Source organism: Ruegeria sp. BC3 (assembly GCF_056539265.1).
Genome location: NZ_JBQFUP010000010.1, coordinates 38,840 through 55,549, shown reverse-complemented (window position 1 = coordinate 55,549; position 16,710 = coordinate 38,840). Strand labels below are relative to the sequence as shown.

The window sequence follows — 16,710 nt, the reverse complement described above, 5'->3', positions numbered from 1 at the left end:
GCACCCAATGACGACATTCGAACCATCCAACCGGCTTGCAGGCAAAACCGCCCTGATCACGGCTGCGGGGCAGGGCATTGGCCGCGCTACGGCTGAATTGTTTGCAGCCGAAGGTGCACGTGTGATCGCCAGCGACATCAACGATGCTTCGCTTGCAGAATTGGGCGGTATCGCGGGTATCGAGCCGCTCAAGCTGGACGTAACAGACGGTGAGGCTGTGACGGCCGCTGTGGCCGACCTGCCGAACCTGGACGTTCTGTTTAACTGTGCGGGCTATGTTGCGGGAGGCTCAATCCTTGAGTGCAGCGAAAAGGACTGGGACTTCAGTTTCGATCTCAACGTCAAAGCCATGTTCACGCTGATCCGCCTGACCCTTCCGGGAATGCTGGAAGCAGGCGGTGGGTCGATCATCAACATGTCGTCGGTCGCATCATCCATGAAGGGCGTGCCCAACCGATTTGCATATTGCGCATCAAAGGCAGCGGTCATCGGCCTGACCAAATCCGTGGCCGCCGATTTCGTAACTCAAGGCATCCGATGCAATGCGATTTGCCCCGGAACCGTCGACAGCCCCAGCCTCCATGACAGGCTACGCGCCACTGGTAATTATGAAAAAGCAATGACGGATTTCATTGCACGTCAACCGATGGGTCGTATTGGTACAGCGGAAGAAATCGCAGAACTGGCTTTGTATTTGGCCAGCGATGCCAGCAAATACACTTCGGGTCAGCCTTTTGCCATTGATGGCGGCTGGACGATCTGAGCAGGAAGGAACCTTACAATGAAACTGCTACGTTATGGCGCTAAAGGCGCTGAAAAACCCGGTATTTTGGCGTCGGACGGCTCAGTTCGTGACCTTTCCGGCGTTATCGGTGACATCTCGGGCGACACGCTTGGCGACACCGTTCTTAAGAAATTGCGGGCAACAGATGTGGACAGCCTACCGGTGGTAGATGGCGATCCACGCATCGGCCCTTGCGTTGGCAATGTCGGCAAATTCATCTGTATAGGTCTGAACTATGCCGATCACGCCGCGGAAAGCGGAATGGAACTTCCTGCTGAGCCAGTGATTTTCTTCAAGGCCACCTCGGCCATCATCGGCCCCAACGATACGGTCGAAATCCCGCGCGGCTCGGTCAAAACCGACTGGGAAGTGGAACTGGGCGTGGTCATCGGCAAGGAAGCCAAATACGTATCCGAGGCCGAAGCCATGGATCACGTCGCGGGATACTGCGTTATCAACGACCTGTCAGAACGTGATTTTCAGCTTCATCGCTCGGGCCAATGGGTCAAAGGAAAGTCGGCGGACACATTCGGCCCAATTGGCCCTTGGCTGGTGACAAAAGACGAGGTACCTGATCCGCAAAACCTGCCCATGTATCTTGAGGTGAACGGACACCGGTACCAGGATGGGTCGACCAAAACGATGCATTTTGGTGTGGCAACTGTGATCTCACACTTGTCGCAGTTCATGTCTCTGCAACCCGGTGACGTGATTTCAACAGGAACACCTCCGGGTGTCGGCATGGGGCAGAACCCACAGACCTACCTGAAACCCGGTGACAAAATGGAGCTGGGCATCGAAGGGCTGGGCGTACAAAGGCAGCACGTTGTGGCCGGGTAACCGGACCGCAGTCAACTGAAGAAAACGCCATCCAGATCATGTCGGGACGTGTTTTACTGCCGTTAGAAGCGGGCTTTTGATACTGCAGTCAAATAACGCGTTCCGACCACTTGGTTAGACGCAAGGAACCTAAACCCCACGTTTCCGTTGCGCATCCCGAACAAGCGCGGCCATGCGATAAAACCCATGAGCCATTTTTGTGTAGGGCGTAAGGAGGAAAAACGTAAGGACCGATCCGAGATGGATGGCCAGCAGTGCGGGCATCAGAGGCGTTGAACCGAGGGCATAGAGAACCAGCCCGCTCAGCCCAACAAACCCGAGCAACAGGATGAAGCCGATATCACCGCCCCACGCAGACGGGTCGCCAAGTTCGCGATCCGACTTTTGCTTGAGCAGAACCATGGCTCCGCAACCCGCTGTCAGTAGAATGCCTCCGGAAACCCCGAAGAGTTTTGGCAGGGACCAGAACCCGTAGGGCGCGTGCAACCCGAACCCGTAGTGCATAATCGTCGCCACCGAGGTCGACGCAAAGCACAGCAGGAACCCGTACATGATGGCGTGGTGAATGTGGCGTCGGCCCTGACTGAAACGGTCTTCGTCCTCGAAGTTGCAACCCTCGCCATGGCCTGCGGCCAAGTCTTGCATCTTGCCAGCGCGTTTGAACGCAGCAGTCAGATCAGACATTTGGATGGGTTTGCCACCGACCTCCGCCCAATATCGCCTCAGGCTGATAGCCAAGCTGAAGAGTGGCACCAAGAATGCCGGCGCAAAGATTGCGATCATCGCATTGTGGGACAGAACGGCATAGAACCCTTCGCCTCCGCTGGAACCAATGGTGCGGATGGCCCAGAACAGCAGGGCAAAACCGATCACCAGCGCCAAGGCAATGGCCCCGCCGTGGGTATGAAACCGCCGCGCCAGAGGTTGCGGCCAGGCGAAGCTTTCCCAACTGTCCCGCCGCACTTCGGCCAGAGCTTTCGGCAGGTTTAGATCGAACTCATGCGGAGAAGTGTACTGACAGGCGTAGTAACACCCCCTGCAGTTGTGGCACAGGTTAGCCAGTTGCGTAATGTCTCCATCCGAGAACGCGCGTTCCGCGTGCAGCGACGGGAAAACCGAACAATAGCCCTCGCAGTACCGGCAGGCGTTGCAGATCTCGGCCTGACGGCGGGCTTCTTGAATAAGATCAGTTTGCATAGGCTGCAGCCTCACGTCCTGCGATGCGTCCAAAAACGGTTCCGATGGTCATGCCGAAGCCGGCCAGATACCCCTGCCCCAGGATCGAACCCGCCATCGTCTCGCCTGCGGCCCACAGGTTTTTGATCTTGCCGCTGGGGGTCGAACACTGGGCCGTATCGTCGACCTTCAGCCCCAGATAGGTGAAAGTCACGCCAGTGCGCAGCGAGTAGCCGTAGAAGGGCGGATCGGTGATCGGACGAGCCCAGTTGGTCTTGGGTGGCGTCAGACCCGAGGTGGTGACCCCGTCCAACTCGGTTGGATGAAATCCACTGGTGTCGCCGCATGCTTCGTTGAATTCAGCAACGGTTGCTTTCAACTTGTCCGCAGGCAAATCCATCATTCCAGCCAGGTCTTCCAAGGTATCCGCCTTCAACGGAGGGAACACCGAGGGCATAAACAGGTTCAGCGACTTCGCGTCGATGATCACATAGCCCACCTGATCAGGCTGCGCGGCGACCAGACGCCCCCAAATCGCATAGCGTTTGGGCCAGACATCTTCGCCCTCGTTATAGAACCGTTCGGCATTCTTATTCACGACGATCGAAAACGGCACGCAGTCCAAACGGGTGACGATGCCGCCGTCGAACTTCGGCGCGCGCCCGTCAATGGCGACGGCGTGGCATTGGGTCGGATCGCCGACGCTCTCGACGCCTTGATCCAACAGATCAGCCAGCACAACCCCCCGGTTATAGGGCGTGCCCCGGATCAGGAAGTTCTTTGCAGGCTCGCCCCATGCACGGGTGAGCCAATCCGTGTCGGCCTGAAACCCGCCCGAAGCAACGATGACGGCCTTGGGAGTGATGCGATGAGACTGGCCTTCATAGGTGTAGTCGACCCAATCGATCTGGTCGCCGTTCAGCTCAAGATGCGTCACGGCAGCTTCGTAAAGAACATCCACGCCTAAAGCTGCCGCAGTCCGATAATAGGCGTTCACCAGAGATTTCCCGCCCCCCATGAAGAAGGCGTTGGTCCGCGCCAGAGACAGTGTCCCGGAAAGCGATGGCTGGAAGCGAACGCCATGCTCTTCCATCCAGGGCAAGCATTCTTCCGATGTGCGGATTGCCAATCGCGCAAGATGCTCGTCCGTCTTGCCATCTGTAACCTTCAGCAGGTCCGCGAGGTACTCATCTTCACTGTATTCCTCGATGAGCGGGCCCAACGGCGATTTGTGCATGCAACGAAAGTTGCGCGTGTGGCGAGAGTTTCCCCCGCGATACGGTTTCGGAGCCGTTTCCAGGATCAACACGCGCGCACCAGCCTCGGCGGCTGTCATCGCGGCGCAGAGGGCCGCGTTGCCGCCCCCAATCACAGCAATATCGTAAGCTTCCCTTTGGGTGGCCATATCCTGTCTACCTATTGATTTTCGTCAATTGGACGGTCGCGATCCTGCAACGCGCGGATACGCATCCGCTGTGCAGCCTGAATATGCGCGCGCATCTCTGTCTCGGCCGCTGCGCCGTCACGGGCCTTCAATGCAGCCATGATGCGCCGATGTTCAGCAACGGCAGCTTCGGCGCGATCACTGTCCAGCAATTGTGATGGACCGAGGATCAGCAGCGCCTTTTGCAGGGACAGCATGGATTTCGCAAGAAACCTATTCTTGGCCGCATCCAACAGCGTGGCATGGAAAATCCGGTTGAGCCCCGCCGCATCCTGACTTGTACCTGCTTCGGCCAGTCGGTCATTCAGCACGTCCAATTCGTCCAGTTCGACGTCCGATGCCGCGCGAGCGGCCAGACGGGCTGCGGTGCCTTCAAGCACGGCGCGCATCTCGTAAAGCTCCATGACTTCGGCGTAGTCGAGGCTTCGCACTGTTGCGCCCTGCCTTGGGACATGGGTAACCAGCCCGTCAGCCTCCAACTGCCGGATCGCCTCGCGCACCGGTGTACGGCTGACGCCTAACCGTTCTGACAACTCAATCTCGCGCAGGCGATCTCCGGGCAGAAGGCTGCCGCCGCGAATCTCGTCCAGCAGGCGTTGATACGCGGAATTGCCCTGCGGGCCGGGTTGTATAGAGGCGTCTTGAATGGTCATCGAGGGTTCTTTTGTCATCTTGCGTCCAATTGCATACACTTGGATACATATTGAGTCAACAGCACTGAAACGCATACCCGTGCGTCTTGTCCCCGCCCAATCTCACCAAATTGAACAGCGCGTAGAAATTCTTCTAAAGACATAGTAATATCTCAATGTGAAAGACGCCCAGCAGTGTAAAATCAGGGGCGCTTGGGGGAGATTGGAATGAAGTTTCTATGTTTGGCCATTCTACCGATAGGCCTTGCTGTATCGGCGGCTGTTGCTCAGGAAAGCCCAATTCAGCACGATTCAGAGTTTTACATCCTGCAGGCACAGCACGCAGAGCAATGGGCGCAGGACGACGCCGCTGTCGATGAAGCTCTGGCCGCCTTTCGGGACGGAAACGCAGGAAAACCGCCCAACATCGTTAGTGTCTTGATCGACGACATGGGCTTTGGCGACATGGGTATTCCCGAACTGAACGCAGTGCGCGGGTATGAAACACCCAACATCAACGACTTTTCCGATCAAGCCATGCGCATGGTGCGAATGTATACTGAACCTTCGTGCACCCCTACCCGCGTGGCGCAGATGACTGGGCGGCTGCCTGTTCGCATGGGCATGGGCGACACAACCGTCGACATAGCCGGGTTCGGCCTGCCAAGCGATGAGGTCACGCTTGCCGAAGTGCTGAAACAGGCCGGGTACGCCACCAGCCATGTTGGTAAGTGGCACATGGGTGACATCGCTGAAAGCTGGGCGATGAACCAAGGGTTCGATTATGCCCAGCACGCCATCCACCAGCAGGGCCAACTGACGATCTTCAATGATGATGCGATCAAGGAACAGGTCTCGGTCGCGATCAAAGACTATGATGACAAGTACACTCTGGACAGCTGGTTCCGCCCGGATGCGGCCGCGATGATGACCGTGATCGAAGGTGAGACCGGTGGGCCGATCCGCGAGATTCGAATGGAGCCGGGCGAGCGCTGGAATGCCGCCAAGTACGATGAGATGAACCAGGCCTTTCAGGACAAGACACTAGAGGAACTGGACCGCCTGGCAGCTGGCGACACGCCTTTCTTCCTTCAGTATTGGCCGATGATCCCACTCGATAACACGCGCGCTGGCCGGTCAGGACCTGAAAGCGTGAATGGCGGTCTTTATGTGGATAAGATGCAGTTGTTGGATGAATGGCTCGGCGATCTGTTTGCGCGGCTGGACGAGCTCGGGCTGACCGAGAACACCGTCGTGGTTGTCATGGGCGACAACGGTCATTTCACCAAATACGCGCCGCAGTCCGGCTTCACTCCGCTCATCTACGCGGGTGGCAAGGGCGACACGACAGAGGGCGGCGTCCGCGTGGATGCGTTCATCCGCTGGCCCGGCATGATCGAGGCTGACGGGCTGCTGAACAGCATTATCCATGTCTCAGATCTTTACACAACGCTCTCGCGCTTTGCAGGGGCGGAGTCGTTTATACCGAGGGACCGATTGGTGGATGGCGTGGATCAGTCTGCCGCGCTGCTGTTTGCCGATGAGACCAAATCGCGCCGCGACCACGTCATCATCTATTCGGTCAATAAGCCCGAGGCGATCGTGAAGGATCAGCTTAAGCTGAAACTGCCAGGGCCGGGTGAAAGCGCAATTCTGGCGAAGTTCTTCGACCTTTATCGCGACACACGCGAACAGTATTCGGTCTCGACCGAAGTTGGCGCGTGGGGCGGACAGGAGTTCGCCAGAATTCTGGGGCGTCACATGGCGCGAAAGGAAAAGTTCCCTGACACAGCGCCCGCTTACGGCGTGCCCTATGAAGGGATCGAAAATTTGCGCCCGGAAACGCAGCAGGCGGTCGAGGCCTTCATGATCAAACGCGCCTCGCCCCAGCAATAACAACCGGCCAATCGGGCATCGCGCCCCGTTTGGCTTTCGAATTTGAACGATTAGGGTATCCAAATGGCAGGAAACATCATTTTCGCACTGGGGCTGCTTGTGTCGCTGGGTATCGGGTTCGTCTATTTTCGCGATCTGGGCGATGTCTCGCAAATGCTGCTGAAGGTTAAGCGCGAGAACATGATCCGATTCATTCGGCACGAATACCGCCTGATCGCGGTTGGATTGGGCGGATTTCTGGTCGCAACGCTCGCGCATTTCCTGCTTGGCGGTGGTCCGTTTTGGCTGTGGTTTGTTAGCGCGCTGCTGGTGCTGGTGCTCTATGGATTTCCTTATGTTTGGGTTCACTTGGGGCTGCGAAATCAGCTGAATGACGCGGCTTTTTTCCCAATCTCCGAAGCCCGAAAATACATCGGCCCGACCGCGCCCGTAATCGTGATCGAAAACAATGGCCATGCCCGCGCCCACCCCGATGCGCAAATCATGCGCCCTCATCTGGCCGGGAACGCCGATGGGTTGGGCGGCGAGGACATCGTCATGACCTTTTGCGCAATGGCGAACCTGGGACAAGGTTACGCCCCGCGCATCGAAGGCAACCGTCTGGACCTTGAGGTTCTGGCCCAGCATGGCAACAACCTGATCCTGCGGGACAACGAAACCGGAGAGCCGATCCAACAGATATACGGGTTTCGCGAGGCGGATCGCGACGCCGACGCCGACGGCCCCGCCTGCCCTTTGCGCCCCGAGGCCAAGATGCAGCCTTGGCCAACATTTCGAATGACATTTCGAGGCTTTCAAAAGGCATATCCGGACGGTGAGGTGTATATGAACGTCCCCTCGTCCAACCCTCTGCTGCGGCTCTTGGATATGGTGACCGAGATCACCTTTGGCTGGGGGATTGCCCGTCAGCATCAAGAGGACGCGCCGGTCATGGACAACATGGACCGCTCGGACGATCGGCTGCCGAACAAGACCTATGTCTGGGGCATAACGATCGGACAGGACGCCACCTGCTGGACCGATGATTTCGTGGTCGAGAACAACTGGATCGTGAATGCCAATGTCGGCGGGCGGGACGTCGTTGTCAGCCTGGACCCAAAATACGAAAGCCTTGGCGTTTGGTACAACGACAGCGGGCAGCCCGTGACCCGCTGCGATTTCTGGGGGATGTCGGATCGCGGAAAGTTGCAGCGCGTCGAAACCCTGCGCGCAGGTATTTTCTGGCATGTCTGGTCCGAGTTCTTTCCGGAAACCGATATTAACCGCGTCGGACCACGCGCGCAGCAGGCTGGTGAAGCAGCCGAATAACAACGAATTCAGTAAGACTGATATTTTGGAAAAAATGGAGGGGCAAAATGGTCTTGAAGAGGTTTTTTACAACTGCCGCAATTGCCGCGGCGTCCTACATGCCATTGGCCACGGCCTCGTGGGCGCAACTGTCCGATTGGTCCTATGCGGCGACCATCTATCTGTTTACGCCCGAAACAGACGTCTCTCAGCAAACGGCACGGGGCAAAGTGGAAGGTACGCTCAGTTTCTCGGACGCGCTGGAAAATCTGGACTTGGCGTTTATGGGCACCTTTTCTGCTACGAACGGGCGCTGGTCGATTCTGGCGGACTATAACTATACGGATTTGACGTTCAGCAATGACACTCCGGGGGGCGTCAGCTCAGGGGTGGAAACTGCGCTCACCACTCAGTTCTTTAGCGGCTACCTCGGCTACCGAGTCTATTCAAGCGATACGACCCTGGTCGACGTGGCTGGTGGTTTCCGTTGGTTCAAAACAGAAACAGGGTTCACCGTTCTGCCCGGCACCGCACCAGGTCGATCTGTCAACGTAAACTCCAACTGGACTGATCCGGTGATCGGGATCAGAGCTCGCACGGCCTTTAACGACAGGTGGTCGGGCACCGGCTTTTTTGACTATGGCGGCTTCACCAATGACAGTGAAACCTGGCAGGTGTTGCTGACGGCCGACTATGCAATCAACGAACGATGGCTGCTTCGGCTCGGATACCGCTACATCTCATTCGATCATGAAATCAACGGAAACGATTTCAAGTTCTCGCAATCGGGGCCTGTGATTGGGGCGACTTATCGATTCTGACGTATCGACCAGTCGGTTCCTGCCAAGACTGCCCGTCCGCTGAACCTGGATTGCCCGAACTGCCTTAAGGAAAACGCCGCCCTGGAATGGGCGGCGTTTGAGTTCGGGTGCCTGCACTTAGCCGGCTTGAACTGCTTTCATGAACCGATCACGGATCACCACCGGGTCCATCGTGATCGGAGGCATCTTGGCGTTTCCGCTTTCACATTTACTGACGATGATGGTCATCTGCTTGGCGTCCAGCGCCTCTTGCAGAACGCGCCCGGTGTCTTCGGCCTGACACTCGATGACCCGGTCGCAGCCAGCCGCCTCGGCCATTTTTGCCAGCGAGGTTTTCTGTCCCGCATAAGTGGGCTGATCCCCGGTCGAACCGTAAGAGCCATTGTCGACGATCAGCAGGATGTAGTTGTCAGCCACATTGTTCGCGATTGTCGGCAGCGTGCCCAGGTTGGTCAGAACCGATCCATCCCCATCGATTACGATCACCGGCTTAGGCTGCGACAGAGCCAACCCCAAACCTATGGACGAAGCCAGACCCATTGTGCCCAGCATGTAAAAATTGGTCGGCTGGTCGTCGATCGCGTGCAATTCCTGGCTGGGAATACCAATGTTACATACCACAAGCTGCTCCCGCAGGATCGGCGCGATTTCTTTCAGGATTTCAGAACGGATCATTGGTCGCCGTAGCCTCCCCAGAAATTGGCATCGGTCAGGATGGCGACCGGCTTGTTGCACATGAAGGTGTATTTCAGGATCGCGTCCAGTTCCGCGACATCTTCCTGATTGTGGAAGTGATAGGTCGGGATATTCAGCTGCGCCAGCAGCGCCTTGGTGTGAACCGCCATTTCGACCTGACAGGCGATCGGCTCGCGCAGTTCACCTCGGTACGAAATCAGCATCGGCAACGGCATCCGGTAGTACTGAATCAGAGTTGCAAGCGTGTTGATGGTCACGCCGATGGCCGTGTTCTGCATGATGATGGCGGGTCGTTTTCCACCCATCCAAGCACCGGCGCACAGCCCCATCCCTTCGTCCTCTTTGTTAGAGGGGATGTGATAGATACCATCGCGCTCGTCGATTTCCGCGATGACCCCGGCCAATTGCTTGCACGGAACCGTGGTGACGAACGAGATGTCGTTGGCCACCAGATCGTCGGTGATCTTCTTGTCTATGTTCATATCCGATATGTCAGTCCTGTATGGGGCGCACGAGGCGCGATTGACGGGTTATAGCCTGCGGTGCACATGCACGGCGCAAGGCGCGTGACGGACGACGCGCGAGGCAGTCGATCCAAGAAAGTAGTCGCTGATGCCCGGCTTGTGTGAGCCGATGACGATACAGTCAAAGCTGTTGTCTGTTGCATAGTCGATGATGGTCCGGGCTGTGTGCCCTTTGACGATTTCGGGTTGAACGCCCTCAAGCGCTGAAACCTTGTCACGCAGCAGATTGCGCGCGTCGCGGAACCCTTCGGCAACCACATCTTTGTCGAGATAGGCGCTCACGCTCCCCTGTGGCATCTCATAGACATGCAGGGCGACAATTTCGGCACCTTCGGCCGACAAGGCCTGCGCAACTTCCAGCGTGTGCGGGGAAATTCCATGATCCAATGCCATCGGAACCAGAATTTTCTTATACATGATTACCTCCGTTTCTGCCCGGTCTAATCCCAGGGTGCGAGGATGATCTTGGGGGCGGCAACCGCGCCGCTCCGTAATTCCCGAAACGCATCTGGTGCGTCAGACAAAGCGCGCTGTTCGATCCAGTCCAGCGCACCCAAACGCCCATCGAAAATGGCTTGCGCGGTGTTGCGAAAATCCTCGGCCGTATACGTATAGGTGCCGATAAATGTGATTTCCTGCAAGGTCATACGGCGCACATCCAGACCGCCGGTGTCTTCGCCAAGGCCAACATGAGCAATCACGCCACCCGGCGCGACCAATTGCGAGGCGGCGACACGGGTTGCGGAATATCCCACCGCGTCGATCACCAAAGCGAAACTTTCGGTGGTTGCCTCTACCGCGCGGAAGGCATCAAACCTTTGCAGATAGGCCCGCCTTGCCGCGTTCGGCTCAACGATGACTACATCCTGAACATCCGCGGCGTTCAGCGCCAAGGCCGCGGCCACCCCGATCGCACCGCCACCGATCACCAGCGCTTGCCGGTCCATCGCAGGGTGCAGCGCTTCAAGACCCAAACGAACGGCGTGCCAGCTAACGGCCAGTGGTTCGGCCAGCGCGGCTTGTTCAAAACTCACGTGATCCGGCACCTCGACGAGGTTGGATTCTGGCATGGCAACAAACTGGGCAAAGGCTCCTTCGCGCGGCGGCATCGAGATAATCTGGCGATCCGGGCACAGGTTTTCCCGTCCGGCTTTGCAGGCCGGGCAAACGCCACAGTTCACCAGCGGGTTGATCGTCACACGTGCCCCGTCGCGTGGGCCACCAACGATTGTACCTGCAGCCTCATGCCCCAGTATAAGAGGCGCAGGACGGCGCGCATCGTGACCCAGATATGCATGCATGTCCGAGCCGCAAATTCCGACGGCCTCGATCCGGATCAGATGCTCACCGAATCCCGGTGTGGCATCGGGAACATCCTCGTAGACCAGAGTTTCAACGCCTTGATACACAACCGCTTTCATTTCGCCGTGAATCCTCCATCAACCATCAGCACTTGCCCGGTGACATAGTCAGAGGCAGGTGAGCACAGGAACAGGATCGGGCCATCTATGTCTTGCATCCGCCCATTTCGGTTCGTGCAGGTTTGCGCGGCATTGCGGGCGGCGCGGTCGGGGTCATCAAACACGGCCTGGGTCAGCTCAGTCGGGAAGAAACCCGGCCCAATCGCATTGGCCGTGATGCCATGTGATGACCACGCTTCGGCCATGGCCCTGGTCAACTGGCCCACCCCGGCCTTGCTGGCCCCGTAAGCGATACCGCCGGGAAAAGCACGGGTTGTCTGCAACGAGGCGAAATTCACGATCCGACCCCATCCTTTGGATTTCATCGTTGGCACCATGGCCTGGCTCAGAAAGAACGGCGCGCTCAGGTTCAGCGCCAGCGTCTGGTCCCAGCCTTGGGCGGTCACATCGTCAGCCACTTCGCGTGTGTTGATACCCGCAGCATGCACAACGATGTCCGGTGCGCCAAAGGGCTGGGCGATCTGATCAACCAGCTTTTCAATGCCGGCCCGATCCGCAACGTCGGCGGCAACAGTCTCTACGTTGTCGCCAGCTTCAGCCTTCAGTTCGGCCAATGCCTCTGCCCGACGCGCCACGCCGACCACACGCGCGCCGGCGGCAGCCAGCACCAGTGCAACCCGTCGGCCAAGGCCCGAGCTTGCCCCGGTGACACAAGCGACCCGCCCCGTCAGATCAAACAACGCACGCAGGTCATCCATCGGCAGTCAGGTCGAACTGTTCGTCGGGGAAGTACTTTGCCAATCGAATATCCGCCGCGCGGGCATGCCCCTCCATCCCTTCAAGACGCGAGATACGCGCGGTTGCCTCGGCGATGGATTTTGACCCTTCGCGCGTGGCGCGCTGCCAGGTCACGATCTTCATGTACTTGTGGACGCTTAAACCGCCGGTATAGCTGGCCGCGCCAGAGGTCGGCAGCACATGGTTCGTGCCCGTCGCCTTGTCACCATAAGAAACCGTGGTTTCTTCGCCCAAAAACAATGACCCATAGCATGTGAGACGACCCAGCCACCAATCCAGATCCTCGGCCTGAACGGTCAGGTGCTCGGGCGCGTATTCGTCAGAGCAGGCTGCCATTTCCTCGCGATCCGAGCAGACAATGACCTCGGCATAGTCGCGCCACGCAGCGGCGGCGTTTTCGCGGTTCAGTTCGGGAAGGTCGTCGATCAGTGTCGGCACCAATTCCATGACTTTCTGCGCCAGATTGCGGTCATCTGTCACCAGCCAAACGGGGGAATTATAGCCATGCTCGGCCTGGCTTACCAAGTCGGTGGCCACTACCATCGCATCTGCTGAACCATCCGCCAGGATCAGGCTGTCGGTCGGGCCCGCAATCATGTCGATGCCAACCTTGCCGTAGAGAATTCGCTTGGCTTCGGCAACGAACTGGTTGCCCGGACCCACCAGGATGTTCGCGCGCGGCAGACCGAACAACCCATAGGTCATGGCAGCCACACCCTGAACGCCCCCCATCGCCAGAATGCTGTCCGCTCCACAGATATGTGCCGCGTAGACGATTGCGGGCGCAACACCCTCACCCGGGCGGGGCGGAGAACACGCGGTGATATGGCGGCAACCTGCAACTTTGGCTGTGGTGACCGTCATGATGGCACTGGCGATGTGGCTATAGCGGCCACCGGGCACATAACACCCCGCGGCGTCGACCGGGATAGCCTTCTGACCAGCGATGAAGCCAGGCACAATCTCCATCTGCACATCGGAAACAGTGGCTTTCTGCGTTTCGGCAAAACGGCGCACATTGTCGTGGGCGAAGCGGATGTCGGCCTTGAGCTTTTCTGGCACCTTTGCAATGGCCGCGTCGATTTCGTCCTGGGTCATCAGGACATTGCCTTCGAACTTGTCGAACTTGGCCGCGTACTCCAGCGCCTTGGCATTTCCACCGGCCTCGATATCGGCCAGGATGGTCTTGACCGTATCATGCACCTCGGAGGCATGGGATTGCGCCGTCAGGGTCGCCTTTTTCAGATAGTCACGAGGCATGGTCAGCAGGTCCTATTGGTAGATTTCAGGTAGCAAGGTGGTCGAGACCGCCGGAACGTAGGCGATCAGAAGAACAACGATCAGCATCGTCAGTACGAAAGGCACGGCCCGGGCGGCAATCTTCAGAATGGACTCACCCGTAATACCAGATACGACGAACAGGTTCAGGCCCAGCGGCGGGGTGATGAACCCGACGCCCAGCGCGGTGATCATCATGATACAGAACTGGATCTCGTTCATGCCGATATTGTCCGCTAACGGCTTCAGGATCGGCGCAAGGATAACGATGTTTGGCGTCGTTTCCATGACGCAGCCCGCAGCGATTAGGATGCCAATCATCAAAAGGATCAGCAGGTAGGGATCATCCGTCATGGCGGTGACTGAGGCGACGAAGCCCTGAGGCACCCCCATGATCGCCAGCGCCTCGGCCAGCGGTGCCGAAAACGCGATGATCGGAAGGATAACACCGTTCACCTTGGCGGAACTGACCAGCATCGACGGGAAATCTGCCAGTGTCAGTGTGCGCAGAATGAAGCCCATGATGATCGTTACAACGACGGCCGTCGCACCGGCCTCGGTCGGGGTCAGACGGCCCGAGAAAATACCATAGAAGATGATGCCGGGCACGATGAAGGCGTACCAGCCGGACTTCAAAGCCTTGCCCAGATTGGCCAGCCATTCGCCCATGGTCATCATGCCACCGCCCTCGTAGGCGTAGAGACGGTTCATGATGATGTTGGTGATCAGGATCGAGACCAGAATGGCCAGACCGGGGATCAGCGCCGCAAGGAACAGGGTCGATGCAGAGATACCCAGCACAAGGCCAATAATGATGTACGCAATCGACGGCGGGATCAGGATGCCGGTACAGGCCCCCGCCGCGACCAGTGCGCAGGCATAGGGGCGCGGATAGCCGCTTTCGACCAACCGATTGATCGTCATGCGCCCCACAGCGGCAGCACCAGCCGCGTCCGAGCCCGAAATCGCGGCGAACATGCCGCAGACCAGAACAGTGGCTGAACCGAAGCCGCCCTTGGCAAAGCAGGTTAGCGCCTCAGCGACGTCCAAGAATTTTCGCGACAACCCGGTGCGGACCAGCACGTCGCCAGTCAGGATGAACAACGGAACGGCGGTCAGGGCAAAGGCGTCGATGCCGGTAAACAGGCTCTCGCCGACCAGGCTTAGCGGCAGATCCCCGGACATGACCAGCATAACAATTGCGGCTGAACCAATAGCGGCCCAGACCGGGACGGCCATCGCGATCAAGGCAACAAACAGGATAACGGGAACGTAAAAATCCCATCCCAGTTCAACGGTTTGGTTGAGAGAATTCCAAAGCATCAGCGTTTCCCTCAGTCAAACAGCTTGTCGCCTTCGAAGACGGGTGTTCCGTCTCGCAGGCATTTCAGGTCACGCATCAGGGACTGGATCAGACGCCAGATCATCAGTGCAAAACCGGTCGGGACCGCCATCAGGAACCAGACCTTTGACACCCGAAGTCCGTCCGTTACCGATCCGAACTTGGCTGAGACGTGAACCGCCTCATACGACCAGTAGAGCGCGATGACAGCCACGACGAACATCACCAGATCGCCAAAGATATACAGCAGCGCTTTGGGGCGCGGTCCGAGGTAATGCATGATCACATCAATGCGGATATGCGCGCGTTCCTTGACCGCTGCCGCCGCCCCGATCCAGGCGAGATAGATAAAGGAATACCGGACGATCTCTTCGCCCCAGATCGAGGAATAGGCAAAAATTTCGCGCCGCAGAACCTCGATGGCCATGGTGATGACCAGCATCACGTAGAACACCAGCAACAGCCAGCGTTCGGCGTTGCGGTCTATGTTTTGAAGTAAGGTCATCACGTCCCTCGGCGAAAGAACAGTCAGGCGCAAGCCTTCTGTTTCGGGCCTTTTTTGGCCTGACTGAATTGGGGTGAATGCGGACGCCCGAATGACGTCCGCGAAATTAGGATCAGGCGTCGTGGACGTAGTATTTGCCCTGCGTCCCGGCGGCTTCGACGAGTTTCTCGAAGGCGTCCATTGATCCGGCCAGTTCTGTCTTGAACGGATCCCAATCGGCGTTTTGATATCCGCCAACGCTTTCCCATTCGGCCAGTTGATCCGCGCTGAGCGAATGGAATTCCACACCAGCCTTGTTCAGTTCGGCCATTGCATAGGCACGGGCTGACGGTACTTTGGCAAGGTTTTGGTGGCTGGTCATTTCCGACCCCCACATGATGCCTTCCTGCACGTCCGGCGGCATCGAATTGAACCATTCCAGATTGCAGGAATAGACTTGGCTGTCAGGCACGGCCTGCGTAAAGGTCACATGGCTGAGGATGTCCTTGAAGCCGAACACATACAGCGCGCCAACCGAGGGATCCAGCGCATCCGCGACCCCTTGCTTGATGGCCGAGGGGGTCTCACCCCAAGCAACAGGCGTTGGGTTTGCACCGACCATACGATAATATTGCTGCAGCATTTTCGATCCCGGCACGCGGAATTTAATGCCACTCATGTCTCCGGGCGTGATAATGGCATTGCCACCCTGACGCACGGCAACGACACGCGGGTCGATCACCACATAAAACAGCGCTTTGAATCCGGCGGCTTCGACCTTGGGGTGCACCTCGTTCTGCCAGGTGTCCGAGTGCACCAGGTTGGTGAATTTTTGGTTTGAACCGCACAGGTACGGCATGTTGATCAGGTCTACGGTTGACGCAAATGGCGCGAAGTTGGACAGCGAATGCTGCGCGGCCTGAATGGTTCCGCCCTGCACTTTCTGCACCAAGGCCCCGCCTGCACCCAACTGCCCACCGGGGGCCAGCTTGACATAGACCTTGCCGTTGGTGGCGTTCTGAATGTTTTCCTTCAGGTCCAGCTGCATGATCGGATAGCTGCGCGATGCGCCCAGCACATAGGCCGTGGCCACGGTCATCACGTGATCAGCGGCTTGCTCGCGCTCGCGTTCTTCCTTGGCGGTTTGCGCCGCGGCTTCGGAAGACCACAATACGCCCCCTGCCCCGGCGACCAGAGCAGCCGTAAATGCACCACTGGCGCTAAGCTTCAGGAAATTGCGACGCTCTTCCGACGCCAATTCGTTTCTGTCGTTGTTCATTTAGTGCC

Annotated in this window: 17 protein-coding genes; 5 read left to right on the top strand and 12 right to left on the bottom strand. The window is 58.0% G+C overall.

Going from position 1 to position 16,710, the window contains the following annotated elements:
- The first annotated feature begins 7 nt into the window (after positions 1 to 7).
- Both ACR0MV_RS19995 and ACR0MV_RS19990 read left to right on the top strand, forming a co-directional pair.
- Positions 8 to 763, top strand: coding sequence for an SDR family oxidoreductase (locus ACR0MV_RS19995; protein ID WP_170427186.1), 756 nt, complete (start codon positions 8 to 10; stop codon positions 761 to 763).
- An 18-nt stretch (positions 764 to 781) separates the two neighbouring features.
- A complete protein-coding gene (locus ACR0MV_RS19990) occupies positions 782 to 1,624 on the top strand; it encodes a fumarylacetoacetate hydrolase family protein (protein WP_480703440.1) in 843 nt (280 codons plus the stop codon).
- A gap of 129 nt (positions 1,625 to 1,753) precedes the next feature.
- Here the strand turns inward: ACR0MV_RS19990 and tcuB are convergent, their stop codons facing one another.
- Genes tcuB through ACR0MV_RS19975 form a run of 3 tightly spaced genes read right to left on the bottom strand, consistent with a single transcriptional unit; the run spans position 1,754 to position 4,897 of the window.
- Positions 1,754 to 2,821, bottom strand: coding sequence for a tricarballylate utilization 4Fe-4S protein TcuB (gene tcuB / locus ACR0MV_RS19985; RefSeq protein WP_480703439.1), 1,068 nt, complete (start codon positions 2,819 to 2,821; stop codon positions 1,754 to 1,756).
- Positions 2,811 to 4,205 carry an FAD-dependent tricarballylate dehydrogenase TcuA gene (gene tcuA / locus ACR0MV_RS19980; protein WP_480703438.1) on the bottom strand — a complete coding sequence of 465 codons (1,395 nt, stop codon included), beginning with the start codon at positions 4,203 to 4,205 and terminating at the stop codon, positions 2,811 to 2,813. Before tcuA ends, tcuB begins: the two co-directional genes overlap by 11 nt.
- A gap of 11 nt (positions 4,206 to 4,216) precedes the next feature.
- Positions 4,217 to 4,897: a GntR family transcriptional regulator gene (locus tag ACR0MV_RS19975; protein WP_480703486.1), complete on the bottom strand. Its 681-nt coding sequence runs from the start codon at positions 4,895 to 4,897 to the stop codon at positions 4,217 to 4,219.
- Between the two features lie 207 nt (positions 4,898 to 5,104).
- Here ACR0MV_RS19975 and ACR0MV_RS19970 point away from each other — a divergent pair, with 207 nt between their 5' ends.
- The 3 genes from ACR0MV_RS19970 (at position 5,105) to ACR0MV_RS19960 (ending at position 8,880) form a co-directional block, all read left to right on the top strand.
- The gene (locus ACR0MV_RS19970; protein ID WP_480703437.1) at positions 5,105 to 6,772 is read left to right on the top strand and encodes a sulfatase-like hydrolase/transferase; all 1,668 of its coding nucleotides are present in this window, start codon (positions 5,105 to 5,107) and stop codon (positions 6,770 to 6,772) included.
- Positions 6,773 to 6,835: 63 nt separating this feature from the next.
- Entirely contained in the window at positions 6,836 to 8,080 is a 1,245-nt protein-coding gene (locus ACR0MV_RS19965; protein ID WP_480703436.1) for a DUF3179 domain-containing (seleno)protein, read from the top strand.
- Positions 8,081 to 8,127: 47 nt separating this feature from the next.
- On the top strand, positions 8,128 to 8,880 hold the full coding sequence (locus tag ACR0MV_RS19960; RefSeq protein WP_480703435.1) for an outer membrane protein: 753 nt from the start codon (positions 8,128 to 8,130) through the stop codon (positions 8,878 to 8,880).
- 117 nt (positions 8,881 to 8,997) lie between these two features.
- Here ACR0MV_RS19960 and comE read toward each other — a convergent pair whose 3' ends face one another.
- From comE to ACR0MV_RS19915, 9 genes are all read right to left on the bottom strand, one after another.
- The gene (gene comE / locus ACR0MV_RS19955) at positions 8,998 to 9,555 is read right to left on the bottom strand and encodes a sulfopyruvate decarboxylase subunit beta (RefSeq protein WP_480703434.1); all 558 of its coding nucleotides are present in this window, start codon (positions 9,553 to 9,555) and stop codon (positions 8,998 to 9,000) included.
- On the bottom strand, positions 9,552 to 10,058 hold the full coding sequence (gene comD / locus ACR0MV_RS19950; protein WP_170427194.1) for a sulfopyruvate decarboxylase subunit alpha: 507 nt from the start codon (positions 10,056 to 10,058) through the stop codon (positions 9,552 to 9,554). Before comD ends, comE begins: the two co-directional genes overlap by 4 nt.
- A gap of 48 nt (positions 10,059 to 10,106) precedes the next feature.
- Positions 10,107 to 10,517, bottom strand: a complete 411-nt coding sequence (locus ACR0MV_RS19945) for a universal stress protein (protein ID WP_480703433.1) — start codon at positions 10,515 to 10,517, stop codon at positions 10,107 to 10,109.
- Positions 10,518 to 10,540: 23 nt separating this feature from the next.
- On the bottom strand, positions 10,541 to 11,521 hold the full coding sequence (locus tag ACR0MV_RS19940; protein WP_480703432.1) for a zinc-dependent alcohol dehydrogenase: 981 nt from the start codon (positions 11,519 to 11,521) through the stop codon (positions 10,541 to 10,543).
- Positions 11,518 to 12,279, bottom strand: coding sequence for an SDR family NAD(P)-dependent oxidoreductase (locus ACR0MV_RS19935; protein WP_480703431.1), 762 nt, complete (start codon positions 12,277 to 12,279; stop codon positions 11,518 to 11,520). The genes ACR0MV_RS19940 and ACR0MV_RS19935 overlap by 4 nt, the downstream gene beginning before the upstream one ends.
- Positions 12,272 to 13,579 carry a histidinol dehydrogenase gene (gene hisD / locus ACR0MV_RS19930; RefSeq protein ID WP_170468965.1) on the bottom strand — a complete coding sequence of 436 codons (1,308 nt, stop codon included), beginning with the start codon at positions 13,577 to 13,579 and terminating at the stop codon, positions 12,272 to 12,274. Before hisD ends, ACR0MV_RS19935 begins: the two co-directional genes overlap by 8 nt.
- Positions 13,580 to 13,591: 12 nt before the next feature.
- Positions 13,592 to 14,920, bottom strand: coding sequence for a TRAP transporter large permease (locus tag ACR0MV_RS19925; RefSeq protein WP_170427199.1), 1,329 nt, complete (start codon positions 14,918 to 14,920; stop codon positions 13,592 to 13,594).
- An 11-nt stretch (positions 14,921 to 14,931) separates the two neighbouring features.
- Positions 14,932 to 15,444, bottom strand: a complete 513-nt coding sequence (locus ACR0MV_RS19920; RefSeq protein ID WP_170427200.1) for a TRAP transporter small permease — start codon at positions 15,442 to 15,444, stop codon at positions 14,932 to 14,934.
- Between the two features lie 112 nt (positions 15,445 to 15,556).
- Positions 15,557 to 16,702 carry a TRAP transporter substrate-binding protein gene (locus tag ACR0MV_RS19915; RefSeq protein WP_170427201.1) on the bottom strand — a complete coding sequence of 382 codons (1,146 nt, stop codon included), beginning with the start codon at positions 16,700 to 16,702 and terminating at the stop codon, positions 15,557 to 15,559.
- Positions 16,703 to 16,710: the final 8 nt, after the last annotated feature.